We start from the raw sequence: 19,123 nt of genomic DNA on the forward strand, positions 1-19,123 counted from the left end.
GCCGGTCGAGATCAGATCATGTCCAGCGGCATTTTGCGCGCCGGTGGCGGGAAGGCAGCGTCGAGGCGGGCCCAGTCCTCGTCGGAGATTTCGAGATCCACCGCGTCGCGATTCTCGTGCAGGCGGCGAATGTTCGAGGTTTTCGGGATCGGGATGACGCCATCACGCTCCAGCAGGAAGGCAAGGGCAACCTGTGCCGGGGTCGCCTGATAGGCCTTGGCGATGTGAATGAGTTCGGGATGGTGCAGAATGCGGCCCTGTTCGATCGGTGAATAGGCCATGATCGGGATGCCGTGCTCCTGGCACCAGGGCAGGAGATCGAATTCGATGCCGCGACGGGAGAGATTGTAGAGGACCTGATTGACGGCGCAGTTTTCGCCATCGGCCACGGAGAACAGCTCCTCCATGTCATCAAGGTCGAAATTCGAGACGCCCCAGGCGCGAATTCGGCCCGCAGCTTTCAGTTCTTCCATCGCCGCGACCGTGTCGTCGAGCGGGTGTTCGCCCCGCCAGTGCAGAAGGTAGAGGTCGAGATGGTCGGTCCCCAGCCGGTCGAGGCTGGCATGGCAGGCCTTGATCGTGCCATCGTAACTCGCATTCCAGGGCAGGACCTTGGAGACGAGAAAGGCGTCTTCGCGCCGATCCTTCAAGGCTTCGCCGACAATGCGTTCGGCACCGCCGTCGCCATACATCTCGGCCGTGTCGATCACCGTCATGCCGAGATCGAGCGCCAGCCTGACGGCATCGACTTCCGCCTTGGCCTCGGATTTCGTTTCGCCCATCATCCAGGTGCCGAAGCCGAGAGTCGGGATCTCCGCGCCGCTCGGCAAGGTGACAGTGGGGATGGCGTCATGCATGGTGATCCTCCTTGAGGCGGAATGCGCGAAGGATAGCGAGGCGGTCCCGCGAGGCAAGGACAAAGCGCTGTTGCCTTCGTGTCACCATAACAAGAATGCGGATGGCGCCTGGCGATATGACAGTTAGGCTGACATAAAAATCCGGGAGGAATACACATGTCGGTCGATACCCTTCTTGCGCTCGTCCTGTTTGCCTTCGCGACCTCGATCACGCCGGGGCCGAACAACATGATGCTGTTCGCGTCGGGCGTGAATTTCGGCTTCCGGCGGACGGTGCCGCATATGCTCGGCATCGGTGCCGGTTTCCTCTCCCTTCTGATCGGTGTCGGCATGGGGCTCGGCGCCGTGCTGCATGCCTATCCGCCGGCCTTCATCGCCCTCAAGGTTGCAGGCGGTCTTTATCTCCTGTGGATCGCCTGGAGAATCGGCACGTCTCGGTCGATGGGCGAGGGGGAGGCCAAGGCGCGACCGATGACCTTCTTCGGCGCTGCCGCCTTTCAATGGGTCAATCCGAAGGCCTGGGTGATGGCCGTAACGGCGATGGCGGTCTATCCTAACCCGGAGCAATATGCGCTAACGGTCGCCATCGTCGCGCTGGTGTTTGCTGCCGTGAACGTGCCGAGTGTCTCGACCTGGGCGGGTTTCGGCTCGGCGCTCAGGGAGTGGTTGTCGGTGCCGATCCGGCTCAAATGGTTCAATATCACCATGGCTGTGCTGCTGGTGCTCAGCCTCTGGCCAATGCTGAAATAGGAATTCCGATGTCCGGCCATCACCACGACGATCATCACCATCACCATGGTCATGATCACCACCACGACAACCAGTATTCGGACATGCAGGCGCGGGTGAAGGCGCTCGAAACGCTGCTGACCGAAAAGGGCTTGATCGATCCTGATGCGATCGATGCGATCGTCGAGACCTACGAGACGAAGGTGGGCCCAAGAAATGGCGCGCGGGTCGTGGCCAAGGCCTGGGCCGATCCCGCATTTGCCGACTGGCTGAAGCGCGATGCAACGGCGGCGATCGCAAGCCTCGGCTATACAGGGCGGCAGGGCGAACACATGCGCGCTGTCTTCAACACGCCCGACACCCACAATCTCGTCGTCTGCACGCTGTGCTCCTGTTACCCCTGGTCGGTGCTTGGTCTGCCGCCGGTCTGGTACAAGGCACCGGCCTATCGATCGCGGGCAGTGATTGATCCGCGCGGGGTGTTGGCCGAATTCGGCGTAAGCCTGCCGGAGGAGATCAGGATCCGCGTCTGGGATTCGACGGCGGAACTGCGCTATCTCGTCGTGCCCCTGCGTCCCGCCGGAACGGAGGCGCTCGACGAAGAGGCGCTCGCCGATCTCGTGACGCGCGATTCGATGATCGGTACCGGTCTGGCGCTTGCTCCGGAGGGTTTGCGATGAACGGGCCGCATGATCTCGGCGGGCAGATGGGCTTCGGGCCGGTCGCGCCGGAAAAGGACGAGCCGTATTTCCATGCCGACTGGGAAAAGCGGGCGCTCGGGATCACGCTCTCCTGCGGCGCTTTCGGCGCCTGGTCGATCGACGAAAGCCGGCATGCGCGCGAGAATATTCCGCCTGCGAGCTACCTGGCAGCGAGCTATTACGAGGTGTGGATCCGCGGTGTCGACATACTGCTGGAGCGGCATGGTTTTGCGACTGCCGACGAACTGGCAACCGGTCATCACCACGAGCAAGGGCGTGCGCCAAAACGTGTCCTGAAAGCCGAGATGGTCGAAGGCGTGCTGGCCCGTGGCGGGCCGTGCGACCGGCCCGTCGATGTTGCGCCGAAGTTTGCCGTCGGTGACCGTGTGCGGACGAAGAATTTCCATCCGACGGGCCATACACGGCTGCCCCGTTATGCCCGTGCGAAGACGGGTGTCGTCGAGGCGGTACAAGGCGGCTTCGTTTTCCCTGATGATAATGCCCATGGGCGGGGTGAAAACCCGCAATGGGTTTATACCGTCGTGTTCACGGGACAGGAGATCTGGGGCGAGGGTGCCGATCCGACACTCACCGTCTCCATCGATGCCTGGGAGAGCTATCTTGAGCGTGTGTGACACGGTGACCGATCTTACGGCATCGCCGGGCCTGCCGCGCTCGCCCGAAGGGGCGCCTGTCTTTGCCGAGCCGTGGCAGGCGCAGGCTTTCGCCATGACCGTGCATCTGCATGCGCGTGGCGTGTTCAGCTGGGCGGAATGGGCCGACAGCCTGTCTGCCGAAGTGCATCGTCCGGAGCGGGCGGCGGATGGATCCGACTATTTCGACGCCTGGGTCGCGGCCTTGGCGGGCCTGCTGGAGCGCAAGGGGATCGCCGATCGCGACATCGTCGAAGCCCTGCGCGAAAGCTGGCAGCGGGCGGCGGAGGCGACGCCGCATGGTGCGCCGATCGAGCTAATCAACGACCCGCTTAGGGCCTGATGTCCACGATTTGTTCTGATTTTCCCGGCTTTGGCCTTGCATCGGGCCTACGAATCCGCGCATGACCTAGGCCATGCAATTCGCGCCCCAGCAAGACGAGGCCCTCAAGGCCGTTTCGAAATGGCTGAAGGAGGGGAAATCCCCCGTCTTCCGTCTGTTCGGCTATGCGGGTACGGGCAAGACGACGCTGGCCAAGCACTTTGCCGAACATGTCGACGGCGACGTGCTGTTTGCGGCCTTTACCGGCAAGGCAGCGCAGGTGCTTCGCTCGCGCGGTGCCTCCAACGCCAAGACAATTCATTCGCTTATCTACCGCCCGCGCGGCGAAGAGGCTGTCGAGGACGAGGAGACCGGCAAGACGTCGATTGCGCCGATGTTCTCGATCAACCGTCAGAGCCCGGTCGCCAAGGCGGCACTGATCGTCATCGACGAATGCTCGATGGTCGACGAGGCGCTCGGCCGCGACCTGATGAGCTTCGGCACGCCGATCCTGGTGCTCGGCGATCCCGGCCAGTTGCCGCCGGTCTCCGGTGGCGGCTTCTTCACCGACCAGGAACCGGATTATCTCCTGACCGAGATCCACCGCCAGGCGCGCGACAACCCGATCATCCAGCTCGCAATGCATATCCGCGAGGGCAAGGAGATCATGTATGGCGACTACGGCACGACAGCGCGGGTGATCTCGAAGAACGAGGTGACGCAGGATCTCGTGCTGGGCGCTGATCAGGTCCTGGTCGGCACCAACAAGACGCGGCGGCGCTACAACATGCGCCTCAGGGAGCTGAAAGGCTTTACCGTCGACTATCCGCAGGCTGGCGACAAGCTGGTGTGCCTGAGGAACGACCAGGTGAAGGGCCTGTTGAACGGTTCGCTCTGGCAGGTCATGACCTCGTCGCGCGAGACGGTCAAACCCGGCATCAATCTCCTGATCAAGCCGGAAGACGACGACATGGATCGCGGGGCGGCGAAGATCAAGCTTCTGAAGGCGGCCTTCGAGGACATCGAGACCGAGGTGCCGTGGTCGACGCGCAAGCGTTACGACGAGTTCGATTACGGCTATGCGCTGACGGTCCACAAGGCTCAGGGCTCGCAGTGGAACGACGTTGTGCTGTTCGACGAAAGCTGGGCGTTTCGGGATACGCGCGAGCGCTGGCTCTATACGGCCGTTACCCGCGCGGCAGAGACGCTCACCATCGTCAGGTGAGCGCTCGTGACAAAGCTCACTTCGCCTTGAGCGCAGTCAGCGTGGCCATCAGTTCCATCGTGTCCTTGCCGGAGGCCGTCGCGATTTCGGTCAGGGGCTTGGCGCCATCCGCCGCCGTGAAGCCTCCCTGTTTCAACGCATCGACAACTTCCGCCTCTGTTTTCCCGAGCAGTGGGGCAACCTGACCCGGCGTGCCCGCAGCGACCACGTTGACCATGGCAAAGGCCGGATTGCCGCCTGCGCCGCTTGACGAGCCCGTCATGGCGGGCCAGGCAAAGACAAGGCCGGCGACCAGACAGAGGCCGAGCGACAGGGCCATGGGCAGGCGCTTGAAATAGGCGAGGAACGGGCGCCAGTTTTTCCAGACATGCAGGACGAAAGGCAGGATCAGCACCAAACTCAGCCATTCATGCATCTCGCGGAAGGCGGCAGTACCGAAATGGAAAAACAGTGCAATTCCGGAAATCAAAGAGACGAGGAAGAGCCCGGTGGTGAAGGGTGTTGCATAACGGGACAGGAGATTCGGCATGATGGAGAGGGCCTCAGTCGTTGACATCGCCTTGCTCCTAATCCTCGTCTATCGCCCTGTCCCGTTAAACTTCCTCCACAATTGATGATCGGCAACCCTATCCGGCAGGGGGGTTCAGTTTGCCACCATTCCGAGGAGAACGGCTTTTGCAACCGCCTGGAACCGGTTCTGGGCATCGAGTTTGCCAACGATGCTCGCTTCGACGGCGGCGACCTCGTCCATCTTCAGCTCCAGTGTCCGTGCGATCCGGATTGGCGTGTAGCCTTCAGCCATCAACTGCAGGCACCGTGCTTCCATCTCCGTCAGGCTTGGTCCCTTCTGTTCGGTCGATGTGCGCTTTGCCTGAGTTTCCTCATGCTCCAGCAAGATGTTCAGCTGCTGAAGCTGGCGATGGACCGTCGAAAGATTGGCGGCCAGCTCACGGCGCCGGGCGAGGAGCGTTTCCTCTAGGATCAGGTTTGCCTCGCTTTTCGATGTGGCCGTTGCGAGTGTGTCGAAGAGATCCTGGATGACCGAGATCGGCATGCCGACCTCGCGGCAGATATTGATGAGTGCCATACGGGCCACTTCGTTGCGACCATAGACACGCATCAAGCCGATGCGCTGGGCCTTGATCAGCCCCTTTTCCTCGTAGAAGTGCAGTGTTCTATGGGTCACCCCAAAGAATTCCGCCATATCCGCGATCGCCACGGGGTCTTTGGGTGGCTCTTTCAGCAGGACGATGTCGGGAAAGATCATGTCCATTCCGGACTGGCCGGATGTGGTGGTGATCGGTTGCAGATGGTGTGTTCCGTTCGACATGTTCCCCTCCATGTTCCGTGTCGACGCCTGCTTAAGCCGATGGTCCGCCGTTTTGTTTCCTCTGTGTCCGGTCTTCCTCCGGCTTTCGAATCTCCACCTGTCTGGAAGTCTATAGTATATTCGATATTCATAAAATAAAAAATCAGCCTTGCCGAGTGCCGATGCAACGCGACGGGATTTCGGCTTCAGCGAGCGAGCGCCGACAGGCTGATCAGTTTGTTGATTTCTGTAATGATGTCACTGCCCGGGCCGAGGCCGGGCCATTGCTGCTGACAGCGGCGTGCGCTGACATAGGCCGCATCAGTGCGTTCGAGTGAATAGCGATAGGTCGCCTCAAGGCATTTCATCTGTCCGGTCGCAAGGCCGGAGGCATGACAGAAGCGGTAGATGGTGCCGGGTATGGTGAGGTTTGCTGCCGCGAACTGATTGGCGATCATGCCGACCTCGAGGCTGTCTCCAGACGTCTCGTAGATGCTGTTGCCGACCGGGACCTCTCGGTCTGATCGAAGATGACGCAAGCAAAGCCTGAGGGCCTTGGCGTCAAGTGCCTCCGCCTGCAGTTCGAAATGCAGCGGGTGTGGAGCCCCCCCATCACGTCTTGGCCCGCCTTCAGCGCTGGCTATCGCGACTGCCCAGAGCCGATTGCGCCAGAGCCTTGTGGCGTTGATGAAAACCGATGCCAGATGGTCGCCGGGTTTCGGAGGGCAGATGAAGAGTTCCGGCAGATTCTTGCTCGCGCTTTCTTCGGTTCCCGTTGCGGATCTCAAGGGCGTCTTGTTGACGCTGACGTCGCCGCTTTGTTGCCATCCTCGTTGTTCTTCTGCTCGACCCTCATAGACCGGAACATAGGCGCCTGTGGGGATGCGGATGCGAAGCGGCTCTTCGCGGCCTTCATTGGTGTAGAACTGGGTGAGAAGTTTGCGGAGTTTGCCGGCCTGTACACGGACAAGCGGGTCTGTGCCCGGATCGAAGCCTTCGCTGCGGCCGAACACATCTATGCCGATCGTATAGCCTTTCAACTGATGGGCGAGCCCAGCCTGCTCCGTTTCGACAATGTATCTGAGAAAGGCCCGAAGTCGCTCCGAGCGGGCAAAGGTGCGGCTGGCGAGAATCCGCTGCATGGCATTTGTGACCTCTCGGCCATCGAACCTAGCATCCGTCAACATTCTTGCTCCAAACCGTCGCCGGCCGCGCACGTTGCATCGGCTGATGCTGTCATCGAGTGTGCGATCCGTCACAATCCGCTTCTGACTAAGCCATGGGAGAGCGGGGTCAATACCCCAAAGTCTAGGGGGCTGAGGGCGTTGCCATTCATCAATTTTGCGCATCGGCGCATTTGCGATTCTCGTTGGCCTTCGCGCGCATGATGACGTAAGGATGCCGGCGAAACTTTCCATTGCTGGATCATGCCGCCATGCCTGCCAAGCTCTCCGTCAATCTCAATGCCATCGCCATGCTCCGCAATCGCCGAGACCTGCCTTGGCCAAGCGTTGCCGATCTGGGCCTCATTGCCCTGGCTGCCGGTGCCAGCGGTTTGACGGTGCATCCGCGCCCTGATCAGCGGCATATCCGGTTCAGCGACTTGCCGGTGCTGCGCGCCTTGATTGACGATGAGTTTCCCCAGGCCGAGTTCAACATCGAAGGTTATCCGAGCGAGGATTTTCTGGCGCTCTGTGAGGCGACCGAGCCTGAGCAGGTGACGCTGGTGCCGGATGATCCGTCGCAGGCAACGTCCGACCATGGCTGGGACCTCTTCAAGCATCAGGATTTTCTGAAGGGCGTCGTCTCGCGGTTGAAGTCCAAGGGCATGCGGGTTTCGCTCTTCGTCGATGGTGACGGGCGCGCCGAACCCATGGCGCTTGCCAAAGCAACTGGAGCAGACCGGGTCGAGCTTTATACGGGCCCATACGGTGGCTGCTATCATGATCCGGACGAAGCCGCCCGTCAGGTGGAATTGCTTGGCCGGACTGCCGACGCGGCCAAGGCTGAAGGTCTCGAGGTGAATGCTGGCCACGATCTTACCGTGGCCAACCTCCCGGCGCTGGTCAAGCGCATCCCGCATCTGGCGGAAGTGTCGATCGGCCACGGTTTGACGGCTGATGCGCTGGAATATGGCATGGCGGAAACCGTCCGGCGCTTTTGCCGTGCCTGCGGCCAGGCCATCTAAGTTCCGACAGCGGCCTCAAGCCGCGCGCATGTCTCGTCCGTCTTGAAGAGCGAAAGTCACTGCGGCTTCAGCATGGATCGTGGTCGAGTCGTAGCCGGGCAGGGCAAGCCTTGCAGGGTCTAGGATCAGGCAAATCTCCGTGCAGCCCAGGATGACGCTGTCGGCGCCCTCGGCCTTTGCCTGCTCGATGATCTCGAGAAGCCTGTCACGCGACGGTTCGAGAATGCGGCCGGCGCAAAGTTCGTCGAAGATGATGTCATGGGTTGCGGTCCGTCCCGCTTCGTCCGGTACCATGATCTCGATGCCATGGCGCTTCATGCGTTCGGCATAAAAGGGCTGTTCCATGGTGTAGCGGGTGGCAAGCAAGAGCGGGCGTTTCATGCCTCCGGCCTTCAGGGCGCGGGCGGTTTCGTCGATGATGTTGACCAGCGGTACGCTCAGCTGCGCCTCGACCTCATCGGCGACCATATGCATGGTGTTGGTGCAGATGAGAACACAGGCGGCGCCCGCCTTTTCAAGGCCCGAGGCAACCTCGCCCAGCCGCTTGGCGGCGAGGTCCCAGCGTCCGGCCTTCTGCAGGGCGACGATCTCTTCGAAGTTGACCGAATGCATCAGGACTTCGGCGGAGGCCAGACCGCCGAGGCGGGCGCGTACGGCCTCGTTGACCTGGCGGTAATAGACCGCCGAACTCTCGAAACTCATCCCGCCGATCAGGCCAATCGTCTTCATCTTTCGTCTCCCAGTTTGGATAGCAAGATCATCGCTCGGGTTCAGCGCGAATGGGTTGCAATGATCTCAAGGGATTGATGGCTTGGCGCTTCTGCATATGCGCGATATGAAGCATCCGCGCGCAATTTTTGCGCATGTCTTGGAAACGGCGAGGTGTGGTGGCGTGATTGATGACCGAGACAGGAAGATTCTCGAACTGCTTCAACAGGATGCGAACCTCGCCGTCGCGGATCTGGCGGAAAAGGTGGCGCTGTCAACGTCCGCCTGCTCTCGGCGCATCCAGAAGCTTGAGGAGCAGGGATTTATTGCGCGGCGCATCGTGGTGCTGGACCGGGAAAAGGTCGGTGTTCCCACCACGGTCTACGCCCTGGTGAAGACTGCGCATCACGCCGACGAGTGGATCGAGGCGTTTCGACGGGCGATCAGCGATATTCCGGAGATCGTCGAGGCGCATCGGCTGACGGGCCACTACGACTATATCCTGAAACTGGTGTTGCCACGTGTCGAGCATTACGACGTGGTCTATCGACGGCTGGTCAAGCGAGTTCGAGCTCTTCGATGTCTCTGCATCGATCTCGATGGAGACATTGAAGCAGGGACTGGCAGTGCCGGTTACCTATGCGCAGTGACTATTCTGGATCGGGCAAGGCCGTGTCGGCACGGCAGCGGCTGATCGGCAGTTGCTCAACACTATAGATCGCCGAAATGCGGCCTAAGAAACTGTCGCCAAAATCGCTGCTGCGCTCTGTCTCGGCTTGGATGCAGCCGCAGGCGTAGCCGTAATATCCATTGGTCTGAACAAAGTCACCGGTGGTGAAATCGGGCATGTTTTCCATGCCAAGCGGCTCCAGGTCTGAGCCTTGGGCCATCATCATCCAGGAGCCTTCTCCGTCATCGAGCCAGTAATTTCCCGGGGTCGGGTTCTGGATCCAGCCGCAGCGATTTTCTTTTGCCGAGACGGCAGTGGTTGCGCCAAGGATGAGGGTGAAAGAGAGGAAAAGAGGTGCGATGCGCATGAGACTGTCCTGTGGTTTGACTGAACCATACGGAGTGTTTCCGATGGTGGGAATGACCAAAACTGGACTGTCCATGCTGCACGACGCAAAGAAAGCCCCGCAGCCTAGGCTGCGGGGCCCCACACGCACCCTGAAGATCAGGAGGCGTTGGAGATGGAGCGGTTGACGAGGGTCACGGTCTTGTCGGCGTTGACCTTGTAGATCTCGCGAACGTCCTGGCCGCTGCCGTTGTTGAAGGTGTGGAAGAAGGTCGAACCGGCGGGTGCCTTTTCGAGCGTGACATTGGCGTTGTCATAGGTGATCGAGCCCGGGATCGGCTGGACGGCGGCGAAAGCGGAAGTGCCGGCTGCGAGGGCGATGAGGGCGGCGGAGATGATGGTCTTCATGGTCGTGTTCCTTGTCTAGGGTTGGGTTGGCCGCGGCTCGGGGTCTGAGGGGGAGGGCCGAGCCAGCCGCCGGGGTCTTCTGTGCGTCTTGGGAGGCGCGTTAATTACGAAGCGTTGGAGATCTGGCGATCAACCAGGGTCACCGACTTGTCGGCGTTGACCTTGTAGATCTCGCGAACGTCACGGCCGTCACCGTTGTTGAAGGTGTGGAAGAAGGTCGAACCGGCAGGTGCCTTTTCCAGCTGGACGTTTGCGTTGTCATAGGTGATCGAGCCCGGGATCGGCTGGACGGCGGCGAAAGCGGAAGTGCCGGCTGCGAGGGCGATGAGGGCGGCGGAGATGATGGTCTTCATGGTCGTGTTCCTTGTCTAGGGTTAGGTTGGCGGCGGCTCGGGGTCTGAGGGGGAGGGCCGAGCCAGCCACCGGGGGTCTTCTGTGCGTCTTGGGAGGCGCGTTAATTACGAAGCGTTGGAGATCTGGCGATCAACCAGGGTCACGGTCTTGTCGGCGTTGACCTTGTAGACTTCGCGAACGTCACGGCCATCACCGTTGTTGAAGGTGTGGAAGAAGGTCGAACCGGCAGGTGCCTTTTCCAGCTGGACGTTTGCGTTGTCATAGGTGATCGAGCCCGGGATCGGCTGGACGGCGGCGAAAGCGGAGGTGCCGGCTGCGAGGGCGATGAGGGTGGCGGAGATGATGGTCTTCATGGTCGTGTTTCCTTATCTTGAATAGAGCTGGCCTTCAGTTCTCAGCTCTAGGTTGCGTTTCAGGGTATGCTTCACCTGTGTTGCGGGTCGTCCTCTGCGTCAGTCGTTCGACATGGAACGGGAGACGATGGAGACGGTCCGTTCTGGGTTCACCTTGTAAATCTCGTGCACCTCGGTGCCGTTGAGATAGAAGGTGTGGAAGAAGTTCGAACCGGCGGGGGCCTGTTCGAGCCTCGGTTGGGCACCGCCATAGGTGATGGAGCCCGGGATTGGCTGCATCGCAGCAGCGGCCGACGTGGCCAGGGGAGCGGCCAGTATGGAGGTCATGATTGCTGCTGCGATGGTCTTCATGAGTGTGTGCCTTTAGAACCTTGCTTAATCGAACTGCTCGGTTCGATGATTGAGATATGGCGTAGAGGGATTTGGTTTGCAAGAGCCATTTGCGCACAATCGAACTGATTGGTTCGGTTGAAGTACTCGGTATCAAGGATGATACTTGCGGAGAGATGTGATTGAAATCAGTATGTTAGCGTTGAAGGACACTGTCATTTAACTATGACATACAACGATTATTTTCTACTGCTTTCACCCTTTCGTGACGGCGATTGAGGGCTTCGGGAGGGGTTGCCTGCCCAAAACTCTGTCTCTCCGCTGAGGCAATTGCAGCCTTTTTTCGCAAATTTGGTCTTGACCTTCCGCCGTTGGACAGACATAAACCTGCGAACCGTACCGTACGGTACCAGGAGGCGCTCATGTCCATCGACAGTCCGACATCGGAATTTACGCCGCGTCAGAATGCCGTTCTGGCTGAGGCGCTGCGGCTGCTCGTCGAGGGTGGCGACAAGGCCGTGACGACTGCCGGTCTAGCGCGCGCCGCCAACTGCTCGAAGGAAAGCCTCTACAAGTGGTTCGGAGACCGGGATGGTCTTCTGTCGGCGATGATTTCCTACCAGGCGAGCAAGGTCCGGACCTTCGAGCGTCCGGGCGAACGGCTGACGGTTGCGAGCCTCACGGATCATCTGGAAATCTTCGCGCGCGATCTGCTGGACGTTCTCGCCGGCGATGTGTCGCTCGCTCTCAACCGCCTTGCCATCGGCCAGTCGAGCCGCGATGGATCGAAGCTCGGCACGCTGCTTCTCGAACGCGGCCGTCGGCAGATCGATCGCCGGGCGAGGGCGCTGCTCGATGCGGGACAGCGGGACGGGCTCCTGCGTTTCGGCGATGGCGAAGAGGCCTATCGCACGCTTTATGGCCTGATCGTCAGCGATTTGCATGTGCGCATGCTGCTCGGCGAAGCGCCGCAGACCCACAAATTCGGTGCTCGGGCCTCGAAGGCGGTTTCCGCCTTTCTCGCCCTTTATGGCACGGACCGCGTCTTGGCGGGCCTTGACGGGGCATCCCGTTCTGGCTCGCCGACCAACAACATCCACCACAACTGACAAGCATAGGGAAGGACACTACAATGCGCGTCTATTACGATCGTGATGCCGACTTGAACCTGATCAAGTCGAAGAAGGTTGCCATCATCGGTTACGGTTCGCAGGGCCGCGCGCATGCGCTGAACCTGAAGGATTCTGGTGCCCAGAACCTCGTCATCGCCCTGAAGGCCGGTTCGCCGACCATCAAGAAGGCAGAAGCCGATGGCCTCAAGGTGATGACGGTTGCCGAAGCTGCCGCCTGGGCCGACCTGATGATGATGGCGACCCCGGACGAGCTGCAGGCCGACATCTACAAGGCCGACATCGCTCCGAACATCCGTGACGGTGCAGCGATTGCTTTCGCCCACGGCCTCAACGTACATTTCGGCCTGATCGAGCCGAAGTCGACCGTCGACGTCGTCATGATCGCACCGAAGGGCCCGGGCCACACGGTTCGCGGCGAATACCAGAAGGGCGGCGGCGTTCCCTGCCTCGTTGCCATCCATCACAATGCCTCGGGCAACGCCCTTGAACTCGCGCTCTCCTACGCCTGTGGCGTTGGTGGCGGCCGTTCGGGCATCATCGAAACCTCCTTCAAGGAAGAGTGCGAAACCGACCTCTTCGGCGAACAGGTCGTTCTCTGCGGCGGTCTCGTCGAGCTGATCCGCGCTGGTTTCGAAACCCTGGTCGAAGCCGGCTACGCCCCGGAAATGGCCTATTTCGAGTGCCTGCACGAAGTGAAGCTGATCGTCGACCTGATCTATGAAGGCGGCATCGCCAACATGAACTACTCGATCTCGAACACGGCCGAGTGGGGCGAATACGTCACCGGTCCGCGCATCATCACGGCTGAAACCAAGGCTGAAATGAAGCGCGTGCTGCATGACATCCAGACCGGGAAGTTCACCTCGGACTGGATGCAGGAATACCGCGCCGGTGCAGCCCGCTTCAAGGGTATCCGCCGCATGAACGACGCCCACCAGATCGAAGAAGTCGGCGCCAAGCTGCGCGGCATGATGCCGTGGATCGGCAAGAACAAGCTGGTCGACAAGGCCCGCAACTGATCGACTGCTGCATCAGTCTGCAGGACTGATCATCGCCTGATAAAGAGATGGCCGGGAAGAAAACTCTTCCCGGCCATTTTTCATCGGCGTCGTCCGTTGTTTAGGCTTGATCGTCGTTCAGGCAGAGCCAACCAGACGTTCTGGCTGGTCGGTGTCGCAGACGCGGTTGCGCCCGGCAGCCTTGGCATCGTAAAGGCGCCGGTCGGCACGTGCGACGAGGGTGTGCGCGTCATCGGCCGGTTTTGCGCGTGCGACGCCAATGCTGACGGTGAGCTGAGCAGAAATTCCGTTATCAAGCGTCATGAGCAAGTTGCCCACACGCAGACGCAGCTCTTCGGCAATGCGCGAAGCCGAGTGCGCCTGCTCGCCTTGCACCAGGACGGCGAATTCTTCCCCGCCATACCGGGCCGCAATCCCGCCAATCTTGCGCGTGTGCGCGGACAGAAGTTCGGCGAAAACCCGAAGGGCCTGGTCGCCGGCCGGGTGGCCATGTGTATCGTTGAAGCGTTTGAAGTGATCGACATCGATCAGCAGCAGCGCCAATGGTGTGTCGGCGTCTTGCAGCTGTGAAAGACGGCTTGCCAGTTCCTGGTCGAAACTGCCGCGGTTGTCGAGGCCGGTCAGAGCGTCTGTTCGGGCATGGCGGCGAAGTTGCTCATTCGCATGCATGAGCTTTTCATTGCTGTCTGCCAGGGCTTGGACGAGAACCTGCGTTTTCTTCTCGGCTGCGAGACGTTTTTCGTCCATCGCGATCAATCGGACCATATAGCTTGCGAGGAAGCCGACATAGGCAAGGCAGATCGGCACCATGATCCAGTTGCCCTCACGGATTGCCGCGATGTTGATGAAGAGCGTGATGATCAGAATGACGAGCAGGGTCGAACGTGGCGCGAGATAGGCGCGGGCCGCGCTGGATTGCAGGATGCCGCAGCCGATCGCGAGAACAACCACCTGGGTATTCGGACTGCCGCCGGCGTAGAGGATAGCAAGGGCCGTGCCCCAGACGATGCCCGAGAGCAATGAGACGATTGTGAACAACTTCAGCCAGGGTCGAATATGGTCGGCCGGGTTACGTCTGCGAAACCGAATGTCCGCGATGCCACGCATCGTCACCTGCGCTGCCAGCAATGCGGCGACCACGCCCACCTCCATCGTCCGTCCTTCCAGGAGAGGCAAGATGGCGGCTGACAGGATGGCGATGGCGGCAACAATGTGTGGCAGGATGTGAAACAGAACCGAGAGATGATCCCACGGCGGATTCGTTTCGTCTTCGATGCCGATCATGGGCAGGGTAAGCTTTTGCATTTGCAACAGTCGGTCCTTTCGTCTTGCAACGCAATTATAGGCTCGATCCCGTTAAATTTTAGGGCTGGCTCAGAAAGAGACTTTGGATGGTTTCCCGTCGATGAATCCCGGGCCCATAGCGATAGGTCAGCATTGTTGACCTATCGAATTTTTCGTGGTCTGTTGCTGGACAATCAAAAAATTCGAGGAAACATCCATGCTGAACTGGGACCATGTTTTTGCCACGCGTTCGTCGCGCATGCGCGCCTCCGAGATCCGCGAATTGCTGAAACTGCTCGACAAGCCGGACATCATTTCGTTTGCCGGTGGCATTCCTGATCCGGCCCTCTTTCCCGAGGCGGAATTTGCGGAAGCCTATGCTGCGCTGTTTGCCGATGGGAAAGCGGGAGCTGCGCTGCAATACTCCGTCTCTGAAGGGTATGGCCCGCTGCGCGCCTGGCTCAAAGATGAGATGGGCCGGCTCGGCATCGCCTGCGAGGTCGACAACATCTTCATCACCTCCGGCTCGCAACAGGCGCTCGACTATCTTGGCAAGCTGTTTCTCTCGCCCGGCGACACGGCGCTTGTGACCTGGCCGACCTATCTCGGTGCGCTTCAGGCCTTCAATGCTTACGAACCGCTCTATGATCAGTTGTCGATCGGCAACCGGACGCCCGAGAGCTACAGGGTGGAGGCTAAGGGGCAGGGGAGTGCCGTCAAGTTTGCCTATCTCTCTACCGATTTCGCCAACCCGACTGGACAGACCGTGAGCCTTGAAGAACGGCACCGGGTGCTGGGTCTGGCCGACGCACTCGACATCCCGGTGATCGAGGATGCGGCCTATCAGCATCTGCGTTATGACGGGGAGGCGATCCCGCCAATCCTTGCGCTCGATATCGCCCGCAGCGGTGGCATCGACGCCTGCCGGACGATCTATTGCGGCAGCTTTTCCAAGACGCTCGCGCCGGGCCTGCGCGTCGGTTACGTCGTGGCGGCACAGCCGGTGATCCGCAAGCTTGTGCTGATGAAACAGGCGGCGGATCTACATTCCTCGACCATCAACCAGATGGTTGTGGCCGAAGTGGCGGCAAAACATTTCCCGGCACAGATTGCCAAGATCCGTGCGGCCTATGTCGCCCGTCGCGATGCGATGCTGTCAGCCCTGCAGAGGAATATGCCTGATGGCACCGAATGGACGCGCCCCGAGGGCGGCATGTTCGTTTGGGTAACGCTGCCGGAGGGCATGGATGGCGCGGCACTGCTGGCCCGGTCGGTCGAGACGGAGAAAGTGGCTTTCGTGCCGGGACAAGCCTTCTTTGCCGATCGCTCCGGCGCCAACACGATCCGTCTGTCCTATTCCTGCGCCAACGAAGCGATGATCGAGGAGGGCATCCGGCGTCTGGGGCGGCTGGTCGGGCATGCCCTGGTACTTGCTGCGTGACAGACTAAGGCAGTCCAGAGCTGACCTGAACCGGCCTGGGTTGCGGAGGCGGAAGCGGCGTGATTGAGTGCGCCCAAGCCGCCGCCTTCGCAACCGATCTCCCGTCAGGTGTTCATGTCCATTCGCATCGCGACCTTCAACATCGAAAACCTGATCGCCCGCTTCGATTTCACCGGCTATCGCAATCAATTAAAGTCGGATCGCGTCCTGAAGCTGTTCGATATCAAGTCGGAAGCCGACTATCAGCGGCTTGAGGCAGCAAGGATCGTGTCTGCCACCGACGACACGCGGCAGCTCTCGGCGCTGGCGATTGCCGACACCAATGCCGACATCCTGTGCCTGCAGGAGGTCGACAACATGGAAGCGCTCAAGGCCTTCGAATACGGCTATCTCTTCCGGATGATCGGCTCTGGCTATCGGCAGAAATATCTGGTCGAAGGCAATGACAGTCGCGGCATCGACGTTGCCGTGCTGATGCGGGAGGAGACCCGGGACGGCCAGCCGATCGAGCTGCGCGATGTCACCAGCCACGCAGCGCTGACCTATCACGATCTCGGTCTTTATCATCCGGAGCTCGGGGAGCGGATTCGACCGGATGACCGGATCTTCAAGCGGGACTGCCTGGAACTCGACCTGCGCGTCGGTGGTCGGCCACTGACGGTCTATGTGGTGCACTTCAAATCGATGACCAATGGTCGCGACGGGGTGGATGGCCGGACCTCGACCATGCCGATCCGCGAGGCGGAAGCCAAGGCCGTCCGGCACATCATCGAGAATCGCTTCGGTCGAGACAATGCTTCACGGCGCAATTTCGTGATCTGCGGCGACATGAACGACTATCAGGAGCGCGTCGATGTCATCGGTGACCGGCGCTCGGGGTACGAATACGTGCATCGGCCTAACCTTTCGAGCGCGCTCGATGTCTTTTCTCACGACGGGTTTGCCGAGAATCCGATGCTGCGCCGGGACGCGCTTGATCGCTGGACGCTCTACCATGCGCGCGGCCCCGAGGAGCAGCATCTGTGTCAGCTCGACTATATCTGGCTGTCGAGCGGGCTTGCGAAGGCCAACCCGAAAGCCGTTGCGGAGGTGATCCGCAACGGCCAGCCCTTCCGCACGCCCTTTCCGCCGGGACAGGAAGTGGAGCGCTATCCGCGGATCGGATGGGACAGGCCCAAGGCGTCCGACCACTGCCCGGTCGCCATCACCCTGCATCTGCCATGAGCGACTTGCCGCTGGACGACATAGGATTGCCGGCCGATGGCAGTCTCCATCCGGTTCGCTCGCTTGCGTTGCGGATTTTGCCTGATCCGCATCCCTTGGATCTGACCGAGGGCGAGGCGATCCTCGCCAACTGGGACCGCGAGGTATCGGCAAATCCGGCGCTCTTCAACGGCAGGCTAATCCTGCAGCGCGAAATCCGCTATCAGGGCGGCGATCTCCAGGCACTCGGCCATGTGTCCAACTTCGCCACCTTCCTTTGGTGGCGGCGGCAACCTGCGCTCGCGGGAGCCTGTCACCTGTTTGGCTATCCCGTCCTCGTCTCCTCTGACGGGGCACTGATTGCCGTCGAGATGGCACCGCACACCGCCAATCCGGGACAAGTCTATTTCGCGGCAGGTTCGCTCGATCTGTCGGATGTCGTGGATGGGGTTTGCGATATCGAGGGCAATATGCGCCGCGAGGTGATGGAGGAGACGGGGCTTGATCTCGACCTCGCCCGGGCTGATCCGGTGCTCTATGCGAGTTATCGTTCGCGGCGCATGACGCTGGTCCGGCTGTTTTCTTTCGAGCAAACCGCCGAAGAACTGGTACGGCAGATTAATGCCTTTGCTCGCGACTGCCCGGAGCCGGAAATCACGCGGGCTGTCGCTATCCGCAGCGACGACCTTGGCGCGCATCGATACGGTGCCGCAATGCCGCCGATTCTGACCTGGTATTTTCGCGACCGACGCTAGTCCGGCTCGACTTGCCTTGGCGTTTCGGGTCGGGCAGTGTGTGCCGCGAGCGTGACCTTCAACGGAGACGGCCCGTGGCGAGACAATATGCCATCTATGACGTGTTTACCGACCGGAAGCTGGCGGGCAATCCACTCGCCGTGATCTTCGATGGCGCAGACCTCTCCGATGAGATGATGCAGACGATCGCGGGCGAGATGAACCTGTCGGAAACCGTCTTCGTCCAGCCCGCCGATCACGCCTCACATACCGCCCGGATCCGCATTTTCACGCCTGGACGGGAGTTGCCCTTCGCCGGGCATCCGACGGTGGGGACGGCGATTGCGCTGGCAGAGCGGGCCTATAGCGGCGAGGCCGCCAATATGGATATCGTTTCCGTGCTTGAGGAGACGATCGGGCCGGTGCGTTGTGCTGTCAGGGTCCGTCCAGGGGAGGCGAGCTTCGCGGAATTCGATCTGCCGCGGATATCCAGCCGTCACGATCATCATCTGGATCGCCAGGGCCTTGCCGATGCCTTGTCGGTCAAGGTGAGCGCCATCGGCTTTGAAAATCATCAGCCGATGGTGTGGAGTGCCGGCGTGCCGTTTCTGCTGGTTCCGCTGCACGATGTGGCGGCGATGGAGAGCGTAGAGTTCGACCCGCAGCTCTGGGAGCGCGTGGCGCCGATGAGCGAAGGACGGATGACATCGGCCTATGTCTATTGTCGCGGCGGGGTTCACCATGCCGCGAAATTCCATGCCCGCATGTTTTCACCCGATATGGGCATAGCCGAGGATCCTGCAACCGGGGCTGCCGTGGCAGCACTTTCTGGTGCAATCCATTTCTTTGACGGTCTGCCGGATGGTCATCATCCAATGATGATCGAGCAGGGCGTGGAGATGGGGCGGCCGTCCTACATCCATCTCCATATCGACGTCAAAGACGCTGTCGTCTCACGGGCACGTATCGGTGGTCAGGCCGTTCGCCTGGCCTATGGAACTCTGGATCTTTGAAAAGATTGAGAATTTCCCGGATTTTGAAATTTTTTTGACCAAAGGGCCAAGATTTTTCCCGGGGGCGCTGGACAAGGTGCCTGATCCTGTTTATACGCCCGGTCACGCCACCGGAAACGGGGCGTACGAGACCGGAAACGGTGT

At 60.5% G+C, this 19,123-nt stretch carries 24 protein-coding genes and 1 pseudogene; 14 read left to right on the top strand and 11 right to left on the bottom strand.

Features of this window, described 5'->3' with window-relative positions:
• Nucleotides 1-11 precede the first annotated feature (11 nt).
• Entirely contained in the window at nucleotides 12-857 is an 846-nt protein-coding gene (locus AC1PUL_RS05970) for an aldo/keto reductase (RefSeq protein ID WP_480467195.1), read from the bottom strand.
• A 156-nt stretch (nucleotides 858-1,013) separates the two neighbouring features.
• Between AC1PUL_RS05970 and AC1PUL_RS05975 the strand changes: the two genes are divergently transcribed.
• The 5 genes from AC1PUL_RS05975 to AC1PUL_RS05995 all read left to right on the top strand — a co-directional run bounded on the left by AC1PUL_RS05975 (nucleotide 1,014) and on the right by AC1PUL_RS05995 (nucleotide 4,487).
• A complete protein-coding gene (locus AC1PUL_RS05975; RefSeq protein WP_480467196.1) occupies nucleotides 1,014-1,607 on the top strand; it encodes a LysE family translocator in 594 nt (197 codons plus the stop codon).
• An 8-nt stretch (nucleotides 1,608-1,615) separates the two neighbouring features.
• On the top strand, nucleotides 1,616-2,266 hold the full coding sequence (nthA, locus tag AC1PUL_RS05980) for a nitrile hydratase subunit alpha (protein WP_480467198.1): 651 nt from the start codon (nucleotides 1,616-1,618) through the stop codon (nucleotides 2,264-2,266).
• Complete coding sequence (nthB, locus tag AC1PUL_RS05985) at nucleotides 2,263-2,922, top strand: nitrile hydratase subunit beta (protein WP_480467200.1); 660 nt, start codon at nucleotides 2,263-2,265, stop codon at nucleotides 2,920-2,922. The genes nthA and nthB overlap by 4 nt, the downstream gene beginning before the upstream one ends.
• The gene (locus AC1PUL_RS05990) at nucleotides 2,909-3,283 is read left to right on the top strand and encodes a nitrile hydratase accessory protein (RefSeq protein WP_480467202.1); all 375 of its coding nucleotides are present in this window, start codon (nucleotides 2,909-2,911) and stop codon (nucleotides 3,281-3,283) included. Before nthB ends, AC1PUL_RS05990 begins: the two co-directional genes overlap by 14 nt.
• 73 nt (nucleotides 3,284-3,356) lie before the next feature.
• Nucleotides 3,357-4,487 carry an ATP-dependent DNA helicase gene (locus AC1PUL_RS05995; protein ID WP_185811249.1) on the top strand — a complete coding sequence of 377 codons (1,131 nt, stop codon included), beginning with the start codon at nucleotides 3,357-3,359 and terminating at the stop codon, nucleotides 4,485-4,487.
• Between the two features lie 16 nt (nucleotides 4,488-4,503).
• Here the strand turns inward: AC1PUL_RS05995 and AC1PUL_RS06000 are convergent, their stop codons facing one another.
• The 3 genes from AC1PUL_RS06000 to AC1PUL_RS06010 form a co-directional block, all read right to left on the bottom strand.
• Nucleotides 4,504-5,043, bottom strand: coding sequence for a DUF4405 domain-containing protein (locus AC1PUL_RS06000; RefSeq protein WP_480467204.1), 540 nt, complete (start codon nucleotides 5,041-5,043; stop codon nucleotides 4,504-4,506).
• Between the two features lie 87 nt (nucleotides 5,044-5,130).
• Nucleotides 5,131-5,817, bottom strand: a complete 687-nt coding sequence (locus AC1PUL_RS06005) for a MerR family transcriptional regulator (RefSeq protein ID WP_480467205.1) — start codon at nucleotides 5,815-5,817, stop codon at nucleotides 5,131-5,133.
• Nucleotides 5,818-6,002: 185 nt separating this feature from the next.
• Complete coding sequence (locus tag AC1PUL_RS06010) at nucleotides 6,003-7,055, bottom strand: hypothetical protein (RefSeq protein ID WP_480467206.1); 1,053 nt, start codon at nucleotides 7,053-7,055, stop codon at nucleotides 6,003-6,005.
• A gap of 176 nt (nucleotides 7,056-7,231) precedes the next feature.
• Between AC1PUL_RS06010 and AC1PUL_RS06015 the strand changes: the two genes are divergently transcribed.
• The gene (locus AC1PUL_RS06015; protein ID WP_480467207.1) at nucleotides 7,232-7,984 is read left to right on the top strand and encodes a pyridoxine 5'-phosphate synthase; all 753 of its coding nucleotides are present in this window, start codon (nucleotides 7,232-7,234) and stop codon (nucleotides 7,982-7,984) included.
• Nucleotides 7,985-7,999: 15 nt separating this feature from the next.
• On the opposite strand, the gene AC1PUL_RS06020 is transcribed toward AC1PUL_RS06015, so the two are convergent.
• Nucleotides 8,000-8,713 carry an aspartate/glutamate racemase family protein gene (locus AC1PUL_RS06020; protein ID WP_480467209.1) on the bottom strand — a complete coding sequence of 238 codons (714 nt, stop codon included), beginning with the start codon at nucleotides 8,711-8,713 and terminating at the stop codon, nucleotides 8,000-8,002.
• A gap of 163 nt (nucleotides 8,714-8,876) precedes the next feature.
• Here AC1PUL_RS06020 and AC1PUL_RS06025 point away from each other — a divergent pair.
• Nucleotides 8,877-9,342 (top strand): annotated as a pseudogene (locus tag AC1PUL_RS06025) (Lrp/AsnC family transcriptional regulator).
• Here AC1PUL_RS06025 and AC1PUL_RS06030 read toward each other — a convergent pair.
• From AC1PUL_RS06030 to AC1PUL_RS06040, 3 genes are all read right to left on the bottom strand, one after another.
• Nucleotides 9,343-9,789, bottom strand: a complete 447-nt coding sequence (locus AC1PUL_RS06030) for a DUF4087 domain-containing protein (protein WP_480467211.1) — start codon at nucleotides 9,787-9,789, stop codon at nucleotides 9,343-9,345.
• A 77-nt stretch (nucleotides 9,790-9,866) separates the two neighbouring features.
• Entirely contained in the window at nucleotides 9,867-10,115 is a 249-nt protein-coding gene (locus tag AC1PUL_RS06035) for a hypothetical protein (RefSeq protein ID WP_480467213.1), read from the bottom strand.
• Nucleotides 10,116-10,219: 104 nt separating this feature from the next.
• Nucleotides 10,220-10,468 (bottom strand): hypothetical protein, encoded by a 249-nt coding sequence (locus tag AC1PUL_RS06040; RefSeq protein WP_480467214.1) that lies wholly within the window; start codon nucleotides 10,466-10,468, stop codon nucleotides 10,220-10,222.
• Between the two features lie 26 nt (nucleotides 10,469-10,494).
• Between AC1PUL_RS06040 and AC1PUL_RS06045 the strand changes: the two genes are divergently transcribed.
• A complete protein-coding gene (locus AC1PUL_RS06045; RefSeq protein ID WP_480468506.1) occupies nucleotides 10,495-10,629 on the top strand; it encodes a PEP-CTERM sorting domain-containing protein in 135 nt (44 codons plus the stop codon).
• Here the strand turns inward: AC1PUL_RS06045 and AC1PUL_RS06050 are convergent.
• Nucleotides 10,574-10,822, bottom strand: coding sequence for a hypothetical protein (locus AC1PUL_RS06050; protein ID WP_480467215.1), 249 nt, complete (start codon nucleotides 10,820-10,822; stop codon nucleotides 10,574-10,576). The two genes, AC1PUL_RS06045 and AC1PUL_RS06050, sit on opposite strands and share 56 nt — an antisense overlap.
• Before the next feature lie 99 nt (nucleotides 10,823-10,921).
• Entirely contained in the window at nucleotides 10,922-11,173 is a 252-nt protein-coding gene (locus AC1PUL_RS06055; RefSeq protein WP_480467217.1) for a hypothetical protein, read from the bottom strand.
• A gap of 401 nt (nucleotides 11,174-11,574) precedes the next feature.
• On the opposite strand from AC1PUL_RS06055, the gene AC1PUL_RS06060 reads away from it, so the two are divergent.
• Both AC1PUL_RS06060 and ilvC read left to right on the top strand, forming a co-directional pair.
• Nucleotides 11,575-12,261, top strand: a complete 687-nt coding sequence (locus AC1PUL_RS06060; protein WP_480467218.1) for a TetR/AcrR family transcriptional regulator — start codon at nucleotides 11,575-11,577, stop codon at nucleotides 12,259-12,261.
• Nucleotides 12,262-12,284: 23 nt separating this feature from the next.
• Nucleotides 12,285-13,304 carry a ketol-acid reductoisomerase gene (ilvC, locus tag AC1PUL_RS06065; RefSeq protein WP_298468163.1) on the top strand — a complete coding sequence of 340 codons (1,020 nt, stop codon included), beginning with the start codon at nucleotides 12,285-12,287 and terminating at the stop codon, nucleotides 13,302-13,304.
• 117 nt (nucleotides 13,305-13,421) lie between these two features.
• Here the strand turns inward: ilvC and AC1PUL_RS06070 are convergent, their stop codons facing one another.
• Nucleotides 13,422-14,609: a GGDEF domain-containing protein gene (locus tag AC1PUL_RS06070; protein ID WP_480467220.1), complete on the bottom strand. Its 1,188-nt coding sequence runs from the start codon at nucleotides 14,607-14,609 to the stop codon at nucleotides 13,422-13,424.
• A 196-nt stretch (nucleotides 14,610-14,805) separates the two neighbouring features.
• On the opposite strand from AC1PUL_RS06070, the gene AC1PUL_RS06075 reads away from it, so the two are divergent.
• The 4 genes from AC1PUL_RS06075 to AC1PUL_RS06090 all read left to right on the top strand — a co-directional run bounded on the left by AC1PUL_RS06075 (nucleotide 14,806) and on the right by AC1PUL_RS06090 (nucleotide 18,979).
• Entirely contained in the window at nucleotides 14,806-16,029 is a 1,224-nt protein-coding gene (locus tag AC1PUL_RS06075) for an aminotransferase-like domain-containing protein (protein WP_480467221.1), read from the top strand.
• Between the two features lie 114 nt (nucleotides 16,030-16,143).
• Nucleotides 16,144-17,253 carry an endonuclease/exonuclease/phosphatase family protein gene (locus tag AC1PUL_RS06080; protein WP_480467222.1) on the top strand — a complete coding sequence of 370 codons (1,110 nt, stop codon included), beginning with the start codon at nucleotides 16,144-16,146 and terminating at the stop codon, nucleotides 17,251-17,253.
• Complete coding sequence (locus AC1PUL_RS06085; RefSeq protein ID WP_480467224.1) at nucleotides 17,250-17,987, top strand: NUDIX hydrolase; 738 nt, start codon at nucleotides 17,250-17,252, stop codon at nucleotides 17,985-17,987. The genes AC1PUL_RS06080 and AC1PUL_RS06085 overlap by 4 nt, the downstream gene beginning before the upstream one ends.
• A 74-nt stretch (nucleotides 17,988-18,061) precedes the next feature.
• On the top strand, nucleotides 18,062-18,979 hold the full coding sequence (locus tag AC1PUL_RS06090) for a PhzF family phenazine biosynthesis protein (RefSeq protein ID WP_480467226.1): 918 nt from the start codon (nucleotides 18,062-18,064) through the stop codon (nucleotides 18,977-18,979).
• The last annotated feature ends 144 nt before the right edge of the window (nucleotides 18,980-19,123 follow it).

This window comes from Rhizobium sp. P43, from assembly GCF_056730705.1.

Bases quoted from the DNA above. Each gene is read 5' to 3' on its own strand.
- AC1PUL_RS06055 (WP_480467217.1), bottom strand. From the start codon at position 11,173: ATGAAGACCATCGCAGCAGCAATCATGACCTCCATACTGGCCGCTCCC.
- AC1PUL_RS06085 (WP_480467224.1), top strand. From the start codon at position 17,250: ATGAGCGACTTGCCGCTGGACGACATAGGATTGCCGGCCGATGGCAGT.
- AC1PUL_RS06080 (WP_480467222.1), top strand. From the start codon at position 16,144: ATGTCCATTCGCATCGCGACCTTCAACATCGAAAACCTGATCGCCCGC.
- AC1PUL_RS05970 (WP_480467195.1), bottom strand. From the start codon at position 857: ATGCATGACGCCATCCCCACTGTCACCTTGCCGAGCGGCGCGGAGATC.
- AC1PUL_RS06070 (WP_480467220.1), bottom strand. From the start codon at position 14,609: ATGCAAAAGCTTACCCTGCCCATGATCGGCATCGAAGACGAAACGAAT.
- AC1PUL_RS06000 (WP_480467204.1), bottom strand. From the start codon at position 5,043: ATGTCAACGACTGAGGCCCTCTCCATCATGCCGAATCTCCTGTCCCGT.
- AC1PUL_RS06075 (WP_480467221.1), top strand. From the start codon at position 14,806: ATGCTGAACTGGGACCATGTTTTTGCCACGCGTTCGTCGCGCATGCGC.
- AC1PUL_RS05995 (WP_185811249.1), top strand. From the start codon at position 3,357: ATGCAATTCGCGCCCCAGCAAGACGAGGCCCTCAAGGCCGTTTCGAAA.
- ilvC (WP_298468163.1), top strand. From the start codon at position 12,285: ATGCGCGTCTATTACGATCGTGATGCCGACTTGAACCTGATCAAGTCG.
- AC1PUL_RS06060 (WP_480467218.1), top strand. From the start codon at position 11,575: ATGTCCATCGACAGTCCGACATCGGAATTTACGCCGCGTCAGAATGCC.
- AC1PUL_RS06005 (WP_480467205.1), bottom strand. From the start codon at position 5,817: ATGTCGAACGGAACACACCATCTGCAACCGATCACCACCACATCCGGC.
- AC1PUL_RS06050 (WP_480467215.1), bottom strand. From the start codon at position 10,822: ATGAAGACCATCATCTCCGCCACCCTCATCGCCCTCGCAGCCGGCACC.
- AC1PUL_RS06040 (WP_480467214.1), bottom strand. From the start codon at position 10,468: ATGAAGACCATCATCTCCGCCGCCCTCATCGCCCTCGCAGCCGGCACT.
- AC1PUL_RS05975 (WP_480467196.1), top strand. From the start codon at position 1,014: ATGTCGGTCGATACCCTTCTTGCGCTCGTCCTGTTTGCCTTCGCGACC.
- nthA (WP_480467198.1), top strand. From the start codon at position 1,616: ATGTCCGGCCATCACCACGACGATCATCACCATCACCATGGTCATGAT.
- nthB (WP_480467200.1), top strand. From the start codon at position 2,263: ATGAACGGGCCGCATGATCTCGGCGGGCAGATGGGCTTCGGGCCGGTC.
- AC1PUL_RS06020 (WP_480467209.1), bottom strand. From the start codon at position 8,713: ATGAAGACGATTGGCCTGATCGGCGGGATGAGTTTCGAGAGTTCGGCG.
- AC1PUL_RS06035 (WP_480467213.1), bottom strand. From the start codon at position 10,115: ATGAAGACCATCATCTCCGCCGCCCTCATCGCCCTCGCAGCCGGCACT.
- AC1PUL_RS06015 (WP_480467207.1), top strand. From the start codon at position 7,232: ATGCCTGCCAAGCTCTCCGTCAATCTCAATGCCATCGCCATGCTCCGC.